The organism is Microbacterium sp. Soil_C_42 (assembly GCF_057656735.1).
The window spans coordinates 40,919-55,657 of sequence record NZ_JBDGJU010000010.1 but is presented as its reverse complement, the minus strand read 5'-3'; the positions used below and the strand labels follow the sequence as shown (position 1 = coordinate 55,657).

The window sequence follows — 14,739 nt, the reverse complement described above, 5'->3', positions numbered from 1 at the left end:
GGATCACCTATCCCGCTCGTTGAGCGAGCGAGGAACGAGCGAGACGAAACGCGCCGAGCGCGGTCAGAACTCAGGGCAGGCGGTTCGCCTTGGCGAGGTTGTCGCGCAGCTCGCCGGCGGTCTGCGCGACGACGTAGGCCGGGCGGTCGCGCTCGAGGCGCCATGACTCGCTCAGCGGGCCGGCGCTCACGGTGTCGAAACCCAGCGCGTCGTAGACGCCGGTGACGAACTCGATGGCATCGGCGTCGTCGCTCGCGGTGCCGAGGGCACGACGCTGCGGGTCGCCGGCGGCGAGCCCGCCGGCGTTGATGTCTGACGCGTACAGGTGGTTGAACGCCTTCACGACCTTCGAGGTCGGCAGGTGCTGCTGGAGGAGGCCCGAAGTCGTCGCCTCCCCGCGGTCGAGGGCGCCGATGTGGCCGTCGCGCTCGAAGTAGTAGTTGTTCGTGTCGAGCACGATCTTGCCGGCGAGCGGCTCGACCGGGACGTCCTTCAGCGCCTTCAGGGGCACCGTCACCACCGCTATGTCGGCGGCCCCGGCCGCGGCGGCGGCGGTCGCTGCGCTCACCTTCGGCCCCAGTTCGTCGACGAGCCCCGCGAGGCTCTCGGGTCCGCGTGAGTTCGAGATCACGACGTCGTAGCCGAGTCCCGAGAAAGCGCGGGCGAGCGCGCTGCCGATGTGTCCTGCACCGATGATTCCGATCGTGGTCATGTCGACACGCAACCTCGGGGCGCAGCATCCCATTCCAGATCCTTCACGGAAGGAGGATCAGGAAACGATTTCGCGATTCGGCCCGTCACCGCACGAGGCCGTGTGACGATGGCCGCATGGATTACACCCACCTCGGACGAACCGGCACCTCCGTCTCGCGGATCGTGCTCGGGACGATGAACTTCGGCGACCGCACCTCGGAGGAGGACTCGTTCGCCATCCTCGACCGCGCGCTGGAGCTCGGCATCAACTTCATCGACACCGCCAACGGCTACGGCGGCTCGGGTGGCCGTGGCGCCACCGAAGAGATCATCGGGCGCTGGTTCGCCGCCCGGCCCGGCGTCCGCGATGACGTCGTGCTGGCCACCAAGGTGCACTCGCCGATGGTCGATCCGACCGCCGACGGCGACGTGGTCAACGCGCGCGGCGCGTCCGCGTGGCAGGTGCGGCGCGAGGCGATCGGGTCGCTCAAGCGCCTGCAGACCGACCGCATCGACCTGTACCAGTTCCATCACATCGACCGGCACATCCCGTGGCAGGAGCTCTGGCAGTCGATGGAGGTGCTGGTCGCGAAGGGCGAGGTCGTCTACACCGGCAGCTCGAACTTCGCGGCGTGGAACATCGCGCAGGCGAACGAGATCGCGGCTCAGCGTCACTTCCTGGGGCTCGTGAGCGAGCAGTCGCTGTACAACCTCACGCAGCGCGCGATCGAGCTCGAGGTGATCCCGGCGGCGCAGAACTACGGCCTCGGCATCCTGCCCTGGTCGCCGCTCGCGGGCGGACTTCTCAGCGGAGGATCGACGGATGCTGCCGCCCGGTCCGGATCCGAGCGCATCACGTCGCAGCGTGAGCAGCGCCGCGACCAGATCGCCGCGTACGAGGGGTTCGCGAAGGAGCGCGGCTGGACGCCGTCGGCACTCGGCCTCGCGTGGCTTCTGCATCAGCCCGGTGTCACGGGTCCGATCATCGGTCCCCGCACGGTCGCCCAGCTCGAGTCGGCCGTCTCGGCTCTCGACATCCACCTGAGCGCCGAGGATCTCGCGGCCCTCGACGAGCTGTTCCCCGGTCCGGGCGGGCAGGCTCCGGAGGCTTACGCCTGGTGACGCCTCGAGCGGGTCGTGCGCTCAGGAGCGCGCGGCCCGCTTGACGTGCTCGTACGCCGCCAGCGCCGCCTTGCGGGTCTCGCCGAGATCGACGAGGGGCTCGGGCCCGTCGTCGCCCAGCGACTCGGGAGCCCACTCGCGCTGGTAGTGCCCGTCGGCGTCGAACTTCTTCGCCTGCAGCTCCGGGTTGAAGATCCGGAAGTACGGTGCGGCATCGGCGCCCGAGCCGGCGACCCACTGCCAGTTGAAGGGGTTGTTCGCCTCGTCGGCGTCGACGAGCGTGTCCCAGAACCACTCCTCACCGCGCCGCCAGTCGATCAGCAGGTTCTTGACGAGGAACGATGCGGCGACCATCCGCACCCGGTTGTGCATGTAGCCGGTCGCCCAGAGCTCCCTCATGCCCGCGTCGACGAGCGGGACGCCGGTGCGTCCCCGCTGCCACGCCGCGAGGTGCGTGGGCTTGAGCCGGGGCCACGGGAACGCGTCGAACTCGGGCCGCAGGTTCTTCGTCGCGAGCTCCGGGAAGTGGAAGAGCGTGTGCCACGCGAATTCGCGCCAGCCGAGCTCCGAGAGGAAGCGCCCGCCGTGCCCGGCCTCGACCGTCTCGTGCCACACGGTGTACGGGCTCACCTCGCCCCATCGAAGCCGGGGCGACAACAGCGACGTCGCGCCGGCCGCGGGCTCGTCCCGCGCCCGGTCGTACGTGGCGAGGTCGTCGTCGAGGAACTCGCGCAGTCGCCGTCGTGCCGCGGGCTCGCCCGGTTCCCACGTCTCGCGCAGCCCGGCCGCCCAGTCCGGGTGGCGGGGGAGCAGTCCCCAGTCGTCGAGGGAATCGGATGCTGCGCCCCCGCGCCCGCCGTCGACCTCGCGCGGCTCCGGCAGCGGTGCACGCGGCGACGGCAGTGCGAGGCAGGCGCGCCAGAACGGGGTGAACACCGAGAAGTGCGTTCCGGCGCCGGTCTTCACGGTCCAGGGTTCGAAGAGCAGCGAGCCGGCGAAGGAGGCGACCTCGACGCCCTCGTCGCGCAGCCCCGCCTTGAGCGCGGCGTCGACGTCCCGCTCGGGGCCGCCGTAGCGCCGGTTCCAGAAGACGGCGCCGGCCGAGGCATCCGTCACCAGTTCCCGCACGACGCGCTCGGCGGGGCCGCGGCGCAGGACGAGGGTCGCACCGCGCTCGCGCAGCCGCTCGCCGAGCGAGGCGAGCGAGTGGTGCAGCCACCACCGAGCGGCGCCGCCGAGCGGGCGGATTCCGGGAGACTCCTCGTCGAGCACGTAGAGCGCGATGATCGGCTCGCCGCGGTCGATCGCCGCACGCAGCGCGGGGTTGTCGGCGAGGCGGAGGTCATCGCGGAACCACACGATCGACGGTCGGGCCATGGCCCCATCCTGCCGGGGCGGAGGCGCCGGATCGGCGGTCTTGACAACCGCGAGGCGCGGTCAGAGGCCGTCGGTGGTGTGGCCCTTGGGGACCACGACGAGGAGTGCGGAGGCCTCCACCCGGGTCTTGACCGAGAGCGCCTCGCCGAACTCGTCGCCGTCGAGCTGGACCGGGCGCGCCTCGTGCGTCGCGAGCTCGATGCCGGCGCCGCGCGAGTAGACGACGGCGCTGTCCTTCGTGCGCAGCGACAGCACGCGGCGACCGGCGCGGAAGCGGCGCAGGAAGCTGTTGTCCCACGCGACGCGTCGCCAGACGAAGAGCCAGCCGAACAGTCCCTTGGGCTGGAAGATGACGATGTCGAGCGCGCCGTCGGCGATGGATGCCTCGGGGATGAGGTCGAGCCCGGCCGGGAGCTTGCCGCAGTTGGCGAACAGCACGCTCTGCACCTTGGACGAGTGCAGCCGGTGGCCAGGCAGCTCGTACACGACGCGGAAGGGCTTCGCTTTGGGCAGCGAGCGCGCCGCGCCGTCGACGTAGGCGACCCAGCCGACGGTCTTCTTCAGCTGCGGGTTCGTGTTGGCGATCATGGCGGCGTCGAGGCCGATGCCGCCCATCACGACGAAGGCGTGCTCGGCCGTCGTTCCGTCGGGTCGGGCGAGTTCGGTCCAGCCGACGTCCATGGCGAGCGTGTCGCCGTCGAAGACCGCCTGCACCATCGCGGCGGGCTCGGTGAGGGGGAGCTTGAGGTTGCGGGCCAGCAGGTTGCCCGTGCCGCTGGGAACGATCGCGAGCGGCACGCCGCTGCCGCTCATCGCCTCGGACACGGCGCGCACCGTGCCGTCGCCGCCGGCGACGAGCACCGCGTCCACGCCCTCCTCGAGGGCATGGCGCGTGACGTCGTCGCCGAGGTCGTCCACCGTGGTCTCGTAGAAGAGGGGCTCCGACCATCCGGCCTTCGCCGCGAGGCGCGTGACCGTGTCTCGCAGCGTGCCGGCGTCGACCTTGATCGGGTTGTACACCAGCGCCGCCTTCGGCGAGGGTCGCTCGCCGTCCTCCGAGATCGGGCGGGTGGCGCCGTCCGGGCCGACGCGACGCGCGTGGCCCCTCTCGTTGTGGGCCGTGTCGGGCTCGACGTCATCGGGCTGACGGATGACGTCGTCGGGCTCGGCGGCCTTTGCAGGGCTGGGCGCGGCGGGACCGGACGCGGGCGCGGCGGCGGAGGGCGCAGCATCCGATATCTTCTGCTGCACCTCGGCGAGGTCGAGCTCGGAGGTGCCGGGTCCGTCGGCGTAGATCTTGTCGGCGGGGTGGGGAGCGAGGTCGGCGGGGATCTCGCCGGTCCGCACGTCTTCTGCGGGGACGCCGTCGGCGGGGACGCCGTCGGCGGGAACCTCGTCGCCCGATCCGGATGCCGTCGCCATGAGGTACAGATTAGGACCCGAATCTCCCCGTGAGCGCATCCGACGTGGGCCCGGCCCCTCGGGTCTGCGCTTGCGGTCGCCGACTAAGCTTGCAGGGTGATCGATCCCGTGCTGCTTCGCGACAATCCCGAGCTGGTCAAGCGCTCGCAGGAAGCGCGGGGAGAGTCACCCGACACCGTCGACGCCGCAGTCGAGGCCGACCGGGCGCGACGCGCCGCGATCACCGCCTTCGAGGAGCTCCGTGCCGCTCAGAACGCGCACGGCAAGAAGGTGGCGCAGGCTCCCAAGGAGGAGAAGGCCGCGCTCGTCGCCGAGGCGAAGGACCTCAGCGAACGCGTGAAGCAGGCTCATCACGCGGTCGCCGCGGCGGAGGAGGCATCCGCCGAAGCCTTCGGAGCGCTCGAGAACATCGTCATCGAGGGTGTGCCGGCGGGCGGCGAAGACGACTTCGTCACGCTGCGCACGCACGGCGAGGTCCCGGCGTTCGGCTTCGAGCCGCGCGACCACCTCGAGCTGGGCGAGAAGCTCGGCGCGATCGACATGGAGCGCGGCACCAAGGTGTCGGGGAGCCGCTTCTACTTCCTCACCGGCATCGGCGCGCGGCTCGAGATCGCGCTCATGAACCTCGCGCTCGACCGGGCGCTGCAGGCCGGCTTCACGCCGATCATCCCGCCGACGCTGGTGCGTCCCGAGGTCATGCGCGGCACCGGCTTCCTCGGCAAGCACGCCGCCGAGGTCTACCACCTCGAAGACGACGACCTGTACCTCGTCGGCACGAGCGAGGTGCCGCTGGCCGGCTACCACATGGACGAGATCCTCGACCTGTCGCGCGGCGCGAAGCGCTACGCCGGGTGGTCGACCTGCTACCGCAGCGAGGCCGGCTCGTACGGCAAGGACACCCGCGGCATCATCCGCGTGCACCAGTTCAACAAGCTCGAGATGTTCGTCTACACGACGCCCGAGCAGGCGGAGGAGGAGCACCTGCGCCTCGTCGCGCTGCAGGAGGGCATGCTGCAGGATCTCGGCCTGTCGTACCGCGTGATCGACGTCGCCGCCGGCGACCTCGGCTCGAGCGCCGCCCGCAAGTACGACGTCGAGGCCTGGGTGCCCACGCAGAACGCGTACCGCGAGCTCACCTCGACGTCGAACTGCACGACCTATCAGGCGCGTCGGCTCGACATCCGCTACCGGCCCGAAGGCGGCAAGACGCAGCCCGTCGCGACGCTCAACGGCACGCTCGCCACCACCCGATGGATCGTCGCACTGCTCGAGACCCACCAGCGCGAGGACGGCTCCGTCACGGTGCCGGAGGTGCTGCGGCCCTTCCTCGGCGGGCTCGAGGTGATGGAGCCCATCGAGTGAGCGAAGCGCACCTGCCGAAGACCGGCTCCATCAAGGTCGTCGCGCCGAAGAAGGCCGCGAAGCTCGTCGAGCAGGTCGCGCGCGACACCGAGAACCCCGCCGTCGCCACCGAGCAGCTTCTCATCGCCCTCGACATCGACGGCACCGTCCTCCTCGAGGACGAATCGCTCAGCCCCGGCGTCGTCGACGCCGTCGAGCATGCGCACCGCGCCGGCCACGAGGTGATGGTCGCGACAGGGCGCAGCTGGGAGGGCACCCGCGGCATCGTGCGCGTGCTGGGCATCGCGCCCGAGTTCGTGGTGTGCTCCAACGGCGCCGTCGTGCTCAAGCGCGTCGAGGCCGACGAGCTGCGCTACGAGCGCTGGCACGTCGAGACGTTCGACCCGCGCGAGGTGCTCGAGCAGCTGCGGGTGCACCTGCCCGACGCCCGATACCTCGTCGAACTCGCCGACGGGCACCGTCTGTACACCGAGTACCTCGAGGACTGGAACCTCGTCCACGCGCGCCGCGTGCCGTTCGAGGAGCTGGGCGCTCAGCCGGTCTGCCGTGTGGTCGTCGTCTCTCCCGACAAGGGCGAGCAGGACTTCGTCGACCTCGTGAAGCGCATCGGCCTCAACCACGTCTCCTACGCGGTCGGCTGGACCGCCTGGCTCGACATCGCGCCGAAGGGCGTCGACAAGAGCACCGGACTCGAGCTGGTGCGCACCGAGCTCGGCATCGATCCCGCGCACGTCCTCGTCATGGGCGACGGTCGCAACGACGTCGGCATGTTCCGCTGGGCTCTCGACAACGGCGGCCGTGCGGTCGCGATGGCGCAGGGGCCCCAGGAAGTGCGCGACGCCGCGGGCGAGATCACCGACTCGGTGCACGAGGGCGGCGTGGCCGCCGTGCTCCGCCGCCTCTGACGCCGTCGGCTAGACTCGACGCTTGTTCGACGGATGCCTCCGCTTGCGGTCGCATCGGTCGGGAGGGTTGTCCGAGCGGCCGATGGACCTGGTCTTGAAAACCAGTGGGCAGCAATGTCCCGTGGGTTCGAATCCCACACCCTCCGCAGAGCGCCTCTGACGCGGCATCCCGCGGCGTCGAGGCTCAGCCGATCTTCGACAGCATCACGTTGCGGGAGCCCTCCGGGCTCGCGAAGAGCGCGCCGCAGTTCGCGTCGACCGTGACCTCGGTGTGGTTGGGTCCGGGCGAGTGCCGCAGCTCCAGCGGGCCCAGGTCACCGTCGGGAAGCTCGACCTCGTACGAGATCGTCCGCTTCTCGCCCATCTCGAGGAGAAGGGTGCGGCTGACCGCGGTGTTGTCGTGGTCGACGCCGGAACGGTCGCGGAAACGATTGCCCTGCCAGTTCGCGGAGTCCTGCCAGTCGCCCCGCTGAGGGTCGGTCCACAGGATCTCCGCGCCGGGAGGGGCGAAGAACAGCACGTCCAGCATCATCGTGCGCGGATCGATCCCGCGGAACTGGTTGCGCAGCCCCAGTGTGTACTCGCTCTTGATGTCCTCGCTCATGCGACTGTGCAGATCCATCGTGACCGTGATCGTGCGCTCCTCCACGTCGCAGCTCGCACGCTGCGTGTAGTCGAGCCAGTAGTTGAGCTTGCCGACGGTGTAGTCGTTGAAGTAGATGCCGAGCTGCGTGGCCTCCGTCGTGTCCTCCCGGAGGACTCCGTCCAGGCCGTACTCGTGCGCGAGCGACTGCAGCCCGTCATCCTCGAACCACGCGAACACGCGGCCCTCTGCGGCGCTTCGCACGAGCTGATCCCACATCGCGCCGATCTCCCAGCCTCCGCCGGTGAGCGCGTCGAACATGACGGACGTCACCTCGCTGAAGTACGCGTCCATCGCGGCGTTGTCGGTCCCGAACCGCTCGTACGGCTCGCTCATCAGCAAGGAGGCGGTGTTCTCGGAGCTCACCGTCTCGCCGGAGGCGAGGGTCAGCGGCCCCGTCGCCTCGAGCATGTGGGCCAGCACGATCGGGTCGATGGAGATCACCCCGTCGAACTCCTGCTTCCCGGTCAACTCGCGCGTCGCCTGGAACAGCTCCACGGCACGGGGGAAGTGCGGGGTCATCGTGAAGTTCGACGACCAGTTCGCCAGCTCGAAGGGGTACAGCGAGCGGGTTTGCGCCGGCAGCTTGATGAGCGACCCGTTGACAGTGTCGAAGCCCAGCGAGGGAAGTTCGCTGTACATCAGGTCCACGCCGTTCTCCTGGCCGAGCAGCTCCATCCGGCCGTTGTCGACCTTCAGCACCAGCCAATGGGCGGGCCCGCCGCCCGTCGCACGGATCTCCGCCGGCGTCTGGATCATCAGCTGGTACAGCATGGGCTCGTCCGCGCCCGCGGCATGCAGGATCGCCGGCAGGTGCTCCTGCACGATGTTCAGGGCCGGAACGGCCACAGCGATCAGCTCCACCATCCCGTCGAGGGGTTCGTACACGGCCGGGAGCACACCCGTCCGATCCATACCCGCAGCGATCGCCGATGCGTCCTCGAGGGACGAGATGATCGTCGGCAGAACCGGTCCGGCCCCGAGGAAGGGCCGCAGGTCGATCCCGAGGCTGTCCTCGCTGCGCTCATCCGTGCCGGCGGCGGCGATCATGGCGACCAGGGGCGGCAGCGACTGCGACGTGATCGTGTTCACCGCTTCTGCCACGGTGCGCACCGCGAGCACGTTGTTGCCCACCTGGGGGAGTTCCGCGGCGAGATCCCACAGGACGCCGTTCGCCGTGGCTCGCGCCCGTTCCGTCCGGATGACGACGTCGTCGCTCGCCTGCTGCAGCCCGGCGACGTCCATGGAGACGGCGGCGGCGGCGAGCACCGTCAGCTGCTCCTTCGCGGCTTCCATGTCTTCACGAACCTGCAGTACCTGCTGCACGAACGCCCCGACGGTGAACAGCCCGACGAGAAGCACCGTCGCGACCGGGCCCACCACCATGCACAGCAGGAGGTACCTGCGCCTGCGGCGGAGCTGCGCCTTCGTCTCCCGCGCGGCGTGGCGGGCAAGCGGGGTCGCTGCCGACCGTCTGCGGGCAGGACGACGCGTCGTGGCTGGATGCGGTGCCGGCGAGGGCCCAGAGGCGGTCACGGCCAGGATGCTACCGGGTGACGGTGACGGGAATCTGACGCGCGGGGGTCGGTCGTCGCCGCCGCGCGCGCCCTCAGCGCACCCACAGGGCGGTGTGGGAGGATACCCCGGTGCTTCGGCAGCGCTCTGACGTTGTGCGAGCGAATGATGGAACGACTGTGGAATTCTTGTCTGCGGTGACGTCGCGCGGGTTGCCCCATCGCGTCCTCCGCGGCGTGACGATCCTGATGGGGAGAGGAACCGAGTGAGCTCGACGCACAAGCCCACGAGGCGCGGCCGCCGCACGGTGGCCCGTCACGGTGAGCTGTCGTCTCCGAGCCCGTTCGGTTTCGTCCTGAAGCTCGTCGGCATCGTCGCCGCCGTTGTGCTGGTGTCGGGCGCCGGCGTCGCCGCGTACGCTGCGACCGACTTCACGACGAGCTTCACCGAAAGCGCAGTCGAGCTCGAGGGCCAGGGCTCGGTCCCGCCCGACATCGGTGCGATCGAGGGCGGCGTCGATGTTCTCCTCGTCGGCACCGACGAGTGCGAAGAGGAGTTCGCCTCCATCTTCGGCGACCGCTGCACGGGAGCGGACGCCGCGGGGCAGCTCAACGACGTCAACATGCTCGTGCACATCTCCGACAATCCGCGTCGCGTCACCGTGGTCTCGTTCCCGCGTGACCTCATGGTGCCGATCCCGTCGTGCACGCGCGAGGACGGCTCGACGACGTCGGGTACGAGCAAGACGCAGATCAACGAAGCGTGGGGATACGGCGGACTCTCCTGCGTCGCCAAGACGATCAAGGAACTCAGTGGCCAGAACATCCCGTTCGCCGCGAAGGTGAGCTTCGGCAACGTCATCAACATCACCGATTCGATCGGCGGCGTCGAGGTCTGCATCGGCAACGGCGGCATCAAGGACAGGTACACCGGCATCAACTGGCCGGCGGGTTCCCGCACGATCCAGGGCGTCGAGGCCCTGCAGTTCCTGCGCACCCGCCACGGTCTGCAGAACGGCAGCGATCTGGCGCGTATCAGCAACCAGCAGCAGTACATGTCGAGCCTCGCACGCAAGCTCGTGAGCGACGAGGTGCTGTCGAACCCGGCGACGCTGTACAAGCTCGCGGCGACGGCGGTCGACAACATCACGCCGAGCAAGTCGCTGACCAACCCGATGACGCTGGTGCAGATCGCGCTGGCCGTCAAGAACGTGCCGTTCGAAGACATCGTGTTCGTTCAGTACCCGGTGCTGACCGACCCCGCCGACGTCAACCGCGTCGTGCCCGACTACGACTCGGCCGAACAGCTGTGGGCGGCGCTCGCGGCGAACGAGCCGATCGAAGTCACGCACGACCAGGAACTCACCGGAGGAGTGATCGTGGCCGACCCGCAGCCGACCGAGGCGCCCGCCGACCCCGCACCCACGGCGACCGCCGACCCCTCGGCGACGCCCGCACCGAGCGAGACCGCCGTCGCTCTCCCGAACAACATCCCGGGCCAGAACGCCGCTCAGCAGACCTGCTCCGCCGGAAACGTCAGGTCCAACGGCTGATGGCATCGGACAAGCGGCCCTCGAGAGGGGGCCAGGTGCCCCTTGCGCGCCACGGAGTGCTGAAGTCGCGGCATCCGTTCATGACCCTCTTCGCGATGTTCGGAGTCGTCCTCGCCGTCTTCGGCGTGAGTGCGGCCGGCATCGCCGCGTACAACTTGTTCGACGCGACGCAGACGATCACCGCGAACGCCGTCGTGCTCGACGAGGAGGAGCCGCTGCCGCCGTCGCTGGGTGCGATCGAGGGCGGCGTGAACATCCTCATGGTCGGCACCGACTCGTGCGAGGGCGCGAACGCCTCGCTGTCGGGGGCGTGCCAGGCCAAGGCGACCGAGGGTGAGCGCAACGACGTCACGATGCTCGTGCACATCTCGGACGAGCCGCGCCGCGTCACCGTGGTGTCGTTCCCGCGCGACATGCTCGTGCCGATTCCGTCGTGCCCGAAGGAGGACGGCAGCGGCAGCTACTCGGCGATGTCGTCGCAGATGCTCAATGCCTCCTACCAGGAGGGCGGGCTCGCGTGCACGGTGCTCACGATCGAGTCCCTCATCGAGGATCAGATCGACTTCGCCGCGGCGATCCGCTGGACCGGTGTCATCAACATGTCCGACGCCATCGGCGGCGTCGACGTGTGTGTGGCCGGTGACATCAGCGATTCGCACACCGGACTGAAACTGACCGCAGGCACCCATACGCTGCAGGGCGTGCAGGCGCTGCAGTTCCTGCGGATCCGCCACGGCATCGGCGACGGGTCCGACCTCGGCCGCATCTCGAACCAGCAGCAGTTCATGTCGTCGATGGTGCGCAAGCTCCAGTCCGATTCGGTGCTCGCGAACCCGGCGACGCTGCTGAACCTCGCGACGACGGCGATCAGCCAGGTGCAGCAGGAGCAGCTCGTGCTGAGCTCCGGCCTCACGAACCCGACCCTCATGGTGCAGATCGCGATGGCCGTCAAGGACGTGCCCTACGAGGACATCGTCTTCGTGCAGTACCCGACGCGCTACGCCTCGGGCGACGGCGCCAGCCGTGTGATGCCGGTGAAGGATGCCGCGACGGTGCTCTTCGACGCGCTCAAGGCCAACCAGCCGCTGACGCTGACGGGCGACGCGAGCCAGGGCTACGGCGTCGAGGTCACCGGCGAGGCCGTCAAGCCCGAGGCGGCTCCGGCGCCTACCGCAACAGCGGAGGCTGCGGAGACGCCCGCGGCTGAGGCTCCGGCGACCGAGACTCCGGCGGCGGAGACGCGTGTCGAGCTCCCCTCGGACATCGCGGGCCAGACCGCGGCGCAGACCACCTGCACCGTTCCCGAGGACTGAGCCGCGGCTTCCGCTGCCCACGGCGCAGGCCTCTAGGCCGGGTGGCCCTGGCTGTCGGTGCGATCGCTCTGCGTCGAGAACTTCGAGATGAACACGACCCACCTGCCGTCGGGCTGCTGCGTCGCGACACCGCCGTCCTGCCAGATTCCGTTCTCGGGGAACCATTGCGACCCGGCGGGGTCGCCCTGGTTCTGATGGACGTTATGGATGCCTTGCACCGACGCCGGTGCCGCGCCCTCGGGGAACGGCTCGCCCCAGACGAGCGTGAGCGCACCGACGCGCAGCGTCGCCTCCAGCGCCTGCGACGCCTGGAGCTGGTCGCCGGAGCGCCACGGCCGGAGGAACGGCGCCCAGAAGGGCGAACGGTCGGCGGCCACGGCACCCCGTTCGCGGAACAGCCACTGCAGGAACCAGCGGATGCCGGCGACCCGCAGCTCGCGATGGCGGATGACGTCGAGCGCGCCCGAGGCGGGGGAGGAGAGGAGCTTCGTGAAGGCCGGCGCCGGCGGCGTCGGCCAGCCGAGCCTCGCGCCCGTGGTGCGGATCGTCTTCCACTGCACCCCTGCCGCGGAGTTCTTGCTGTCGACGTCGACCGCCACGCGGTAGTCTCGTGCCCCGCTGCGCAGCTTCAGGTTGACGTGCCACCACCGCCCGAACTCGTCCGGGTCGTCCCTCTCGTGCGACACGAGGGTTCCGCTGAGCACTCCGTACTGTGTGAACGGCATACCGGGATGAGCGCGCCGCAAGCACGGGTGATACCCGGCTGCTGATTCCACTCGTGCAAGAAGCGGTCCCGGTCTCGGTTATGATTACTGGGTGCATCCGCGCCCTCGCGGCAGGATGCCTGGAGACGTCGCATAGTCAGGCCTAGTGCACCACCCTGCTAAGGTGGAGTCCTCGCAAGGGGACCGAGGGTTCAAATCCCTCCGTCTCCGCACTACCTCTCCGCTCGAAACCGTTGATTTTCCGCGCTTTTCTTGGCTGCTCGAAGCTCTTTAGCAGGGGCCGTGCCCACATTCTGCCCACATCCGTTCCGCAGCGGGGGTTCCGCGACGATGCTGTGGCAGGCGGTACAGGCTGGTCAGTCGCTTGAGGTGGGGGGTGTCGTCTGGTCTGGGCGGGTGCCTCTGCGCGCATCGAGTTGCGCTGCCCGCGCCTGATCCAAAGCGGTCGACACAGCATCGAGGTCGTCGTCGAAGAGATCGGCGTATACGTCCAGGGTCATCGCGGCCGAGGCGTGACCCAGCATCCGCTGAATCGCTTTCACGTTCCCGCCGGACTGCACGGCGAGGGACGCCGCGGTATGGCGTAGGTCGTGGATGTGGAGTTGCGGCATGCCGATCGATTCTGCGGCGGTCTTGAACCACGACTTCGACGCCGCGCTGGTGCGCACGCGCCTCATGTAGGTCCCGGCTTTACTCGGAAACACCAGATCGTCGGGGCCGAGTCGTGCAACGCGCCCCGCCAGCTCATCCCGCAGGAAGCGGGGCATGGGCACGCTTCGTATCTTGTGAGACTTCGGGGTGCCGACGTAGATCTCGCCATTGACCTCGACGGCGCTAGTGACGACCCAGATCCGGGAACGAGCGAAGTCGATGTTCTGTGTACTGAGCCCCGATACTTCCGCCCACCGCATCCCGGTGTACGCGAGAGTTCGCACCAGGGTCGCATACTCCCCGCTCGCGCTGGCCAGATCCTCGACCTGCGCATGATTCAAGTAGACGTGCCGCGAGGTTGTCTTCTTCGGTAGGCCGATCTTTCCTCCACGGGCCGGATTGACGGCGATGCGGCGATCGTGGACTGCATCATCGAGAATCGACGCCAGCACGCCGTAGGTGCGGATTACGACCGAAGCGCCGAGGCCTTGGTTGAGCTCCGCGACCCATGATTTGACATCCGAGTGCGCGATGTCCGTGATCGCAATCCGCCCCCATCGCGGCTGTACACGCAGCCGCCATGCCGTCTCGATCGGCGAGTAGGCCGAAGGCTTGAGCGACGCCCGCTTCGAGACGAGCCACGGGATCGCGAGTTCGGCGACCGCCACGCGAGATCTGCTCGGATCCAGAAACGTGCCCTGAGCCTTGCTGACTTCGACACTCGCGAGAAATACCTCTGCGTCCCGCTTCGTCTTGAACCCGCGCTTGTCCGTCTGGGAGCCGTCGGGCCGGCGATATCGCACCCGGTAACGCCTGCCCTGCGTCGTCGCGTAGGGAGCGACACTACCCATGGGCTGGCCTGCCCACGTTTGAGGTGAGGCCCGTGAGCCAACCGGCGGCGCGGGCTTTCTGGATCCAGTCGGAGGCGGTGCGCTCGGGGATGTTGAGCTCGGCGGCGATGAGCTTCACCGGTGGCAGGTCCGCGAGAGCGGCTGTGCCGTAAAGGATCTCGATGACCTGCCACCGTTCGTCCTTGATGCCCCGTTTGACGACGGCTTCTGCCATCCAAGGCGGGATGATGCGGCCGTCGTTGCTGGTGAGGTCTGCGATGGTCGTCCAGCTGGCACCGGGACTGTCGTCGAGTTGCAGGGCGACACAGCGGGGGATGGCGGTCTGCACGATCGCTTGCGGTGCGGTGTGCTTGAGTCGGTCCTCGTTGAACTCGTCGGCGATCGCGCGGTTGATGATCGTGGTAATGACATACCGCCCACGCTGCGGTGCGTAATGCGCCTCGAGCGTGGTCTCCACACCGGCGTCATCGTCGACCGCGGTAGCGACGAACGCGGGCGCGATCCGCAGCGCCGACCCGACGGGCTGGGTGGCGCTCGCCGCCGACATCTTCGTGCCATCGAGAGTCTTCACATCGACCTTCACCTGATCAGTTTGTCTTACTTCTGCA

General features: G+C 69.0%; 12 protein-coding genes and 2 tRNA genes. 7 read left to right on the top strand and 7 right to left on the bottom strand.

What is annotated here, in order from left to right; genetic code table 11:
• Nucleotides 1–70 precede the first annotated feature (70 nt).
• Nucleotides 71–712: an NADPH-dependent F420 reductase gene (locus AC3A46_RS08625; RefSeq protein WP_487664787.1), complete on the bottom strand. Its 642-nt coding sequence runs from the start codon at nucleotides 710–712 to the stop codon at nucleotides 71–73.
• Between the two features lie 116 nt (nucleotides 713–828).
• Here AC3A46_RS08625 and AC3A46_RS08620 point away from each other — a divergent pair, with 116 nt between their 5' ends.
• Nucleotides 829–1,815 carry an aldo/keto reductase gene (locus AC3A46_RS08620; protein ID WP_487664786.1) on the top strand — a complete coding sequence of 329 codons (987 nt, stop codon included), beginning with the start codon at nucleotides 829–831 and terminating at the stop codon, nucleotides 1,813–1,815.
• Nucleotides 1,816–1,836: 21 nt separating this feature from the next.
• Here AC3A46_RS08620 and AC3A46_RS08615 read toward each other — a convergent pair whose 3' ends face one another.
• Both AC3A46_RS08615 and AC3A46_RS08610 read right to left on the bottom strand, forming a co-directional pair.
• Nucleotides 1,837–3,192, bottom strand: coding sequence for a cryptochrome/photolyase family protein (locus tag AC3A46_RS08615; protein ID WP_487664785.1), 1,356 nt, complete (start codon nucleotides 3,190–3,192; stop codon nucleotides 1,837–1,839).
• Nucleotides 3,193–3,252: 60 nt separating this feature from the next.
• Entirely contained in the window at nucleotides 3,253–4,614 is a 1,362-nt protein-coding gene (locus AC3A46_RS08610) for a diacylglycerol/lipid kinase family protein (protein WP_487664784.1), read from the bottom strand.
• A gap of 96 nt (nucleotides 4,615–4,710) precedes the next feature.
• Here AC3A46_RS08610 and serS point away from each other — a divergent pair, with 96 nt between their 5' ends.
• From serS to AC3A46_RS08595, 3 genes are all read left to right on the top strand, one after another.
• The gene (serS, locus tag AC3A46_RS08605) at nucleotides 4,711–5,976 is read left to right on the top strand and encodes a serine--tRNA ligase (RefSeq protein WP_487664783.1); all 1,266 of its coding nucleotides are present in this window, start codon (nucleotides 4,711–4,713) and stop codon (nucleotides 5,974–5,976) included.
• Nucleotides 5,973–6,881: an HAD family hydrolase gene (locus tag AC3A46_RS08600; protein WP_487664782.1), complete on the top strand. Its 909-nt coding sequence runs from the start codon at nucleotides 5,973–5,975 to the stop codon at nucleotides 6,879–6,881. Before serS ends, AC3A46_RS08600 begins: the two co-directional genes overlap by 4 nt.
• A 61-nt stretch (nucleotides 6,882–6,942) precedes the next feature.
• A tRNA-Ser gene (locus tag AC3A46_RS08595) sits at nucleotides 6,943–7,027 on the top strand.
• Nucleotides 7,028–7,065: 38 nt separating this feature from the next.
• Here the strand turns inward: AC3A46_RS08595 and AC3A46_RS08590 are convergent.
• A complete protein-coding gene (locus AC3A46_RS08590; protein ID WP_487664781.1) occupies nucleotides 7,066–9,060 on the bottom strand; it encodes a DUF4012 domain-containing protein in 1,995 nt (664 codons plus the stop codon).
• A 244-nt stretch (nucleotides 9,061–9,304) separates the two neighbouring features.
• On the opposite strand from AC3A46_RS08590, the gene AC3A46_RS08585 reads away from it, so the two are divergent.
• Both AC3A46_RS08585 and AC3A46_RS08580 read left to right on the top strand, forming a co-directional pair.
• Nucleotides 9,305–10,591 (top strand): LCP family protein, encoded by a 1,287-nt coding sequence (locus tag AC3A46_RS08585; RefSeq protein WP_487664780.1) that lies wholly within the window; start codon nucleotides 9,305–9,307, stop codon nucleotides 10,589–10,591.
• 35 nt (nucleotides 10,592–10,626) lie between these two features.
• Entirely contained in the window at nucleotides 10,627–11,904 is a 1,278-nt protein-coding gene (locus tag AC3A46_RS08580) for an LCP family protein (RefSeq protein WP_487664779.1), read from the top strand.
• Nucleotides 11,905–11,936: 32 nt separating this feature from the next.
• On the opposite strand, the gene AC3A46_RS08575 is transcribed toward AC3A46_RS08580, so the two are convergent.
• Nucleotides 11,937–12,629, bottom strand: a complete 693-nt coding sequence (locus AC3A46_RS08575) for a DUF2278 family protein (protein WP_487664778.1) — start codon at nucleotides 12,627–12,629, stop codon at nucleotides 11,937–11,939.
• Nucleotides 12,630–12,750: 121 nt separating this feature from the next.
• Between AC3A46_RS08575 and AC3A46_RS08570 the strand changes: the two genes are divergently transcribed.
• Nucleotides 12,751–12,839 (top strand) — tRNA-Ser (locus tag AC3A46_RS08570).
• A 146-nt stretch (nucleotides 12,840–12,985) separates the two neighbouring features.
• Here the strand turns inward: AC3A46_RS08570 and AC3A46_RS08565 are convergent.
• Nucleotides 12,986–13,948 (bottom strand): tyrosine-type recombinase/integrase, encoded by a 963-nt coding sequence (locus AC3A46_RS08565; protein ID WP_487664777.1) that lies wholly within the window; start codon nucleotides 13,946–13,948, stop codon nucleotides 12,986–12,988.
• A 175-nt stretch (nucleotides 13,949–14,123) separates the two neighbouring features.
• Nucleotides 14,124–14,714, bottom strand: a complete 591-nt coding sequence (locus tag AC3A46_RS08560; RefSeq protein WP_311293941.1) for a helix-turn-helix domain-containing protein — start codon at nucleotides 14,712–14,714, stop codon at nucleotides 14,124–14,126.
• Nucleotides 14,715–14,739: the final 25 nt, after the last annotated feature.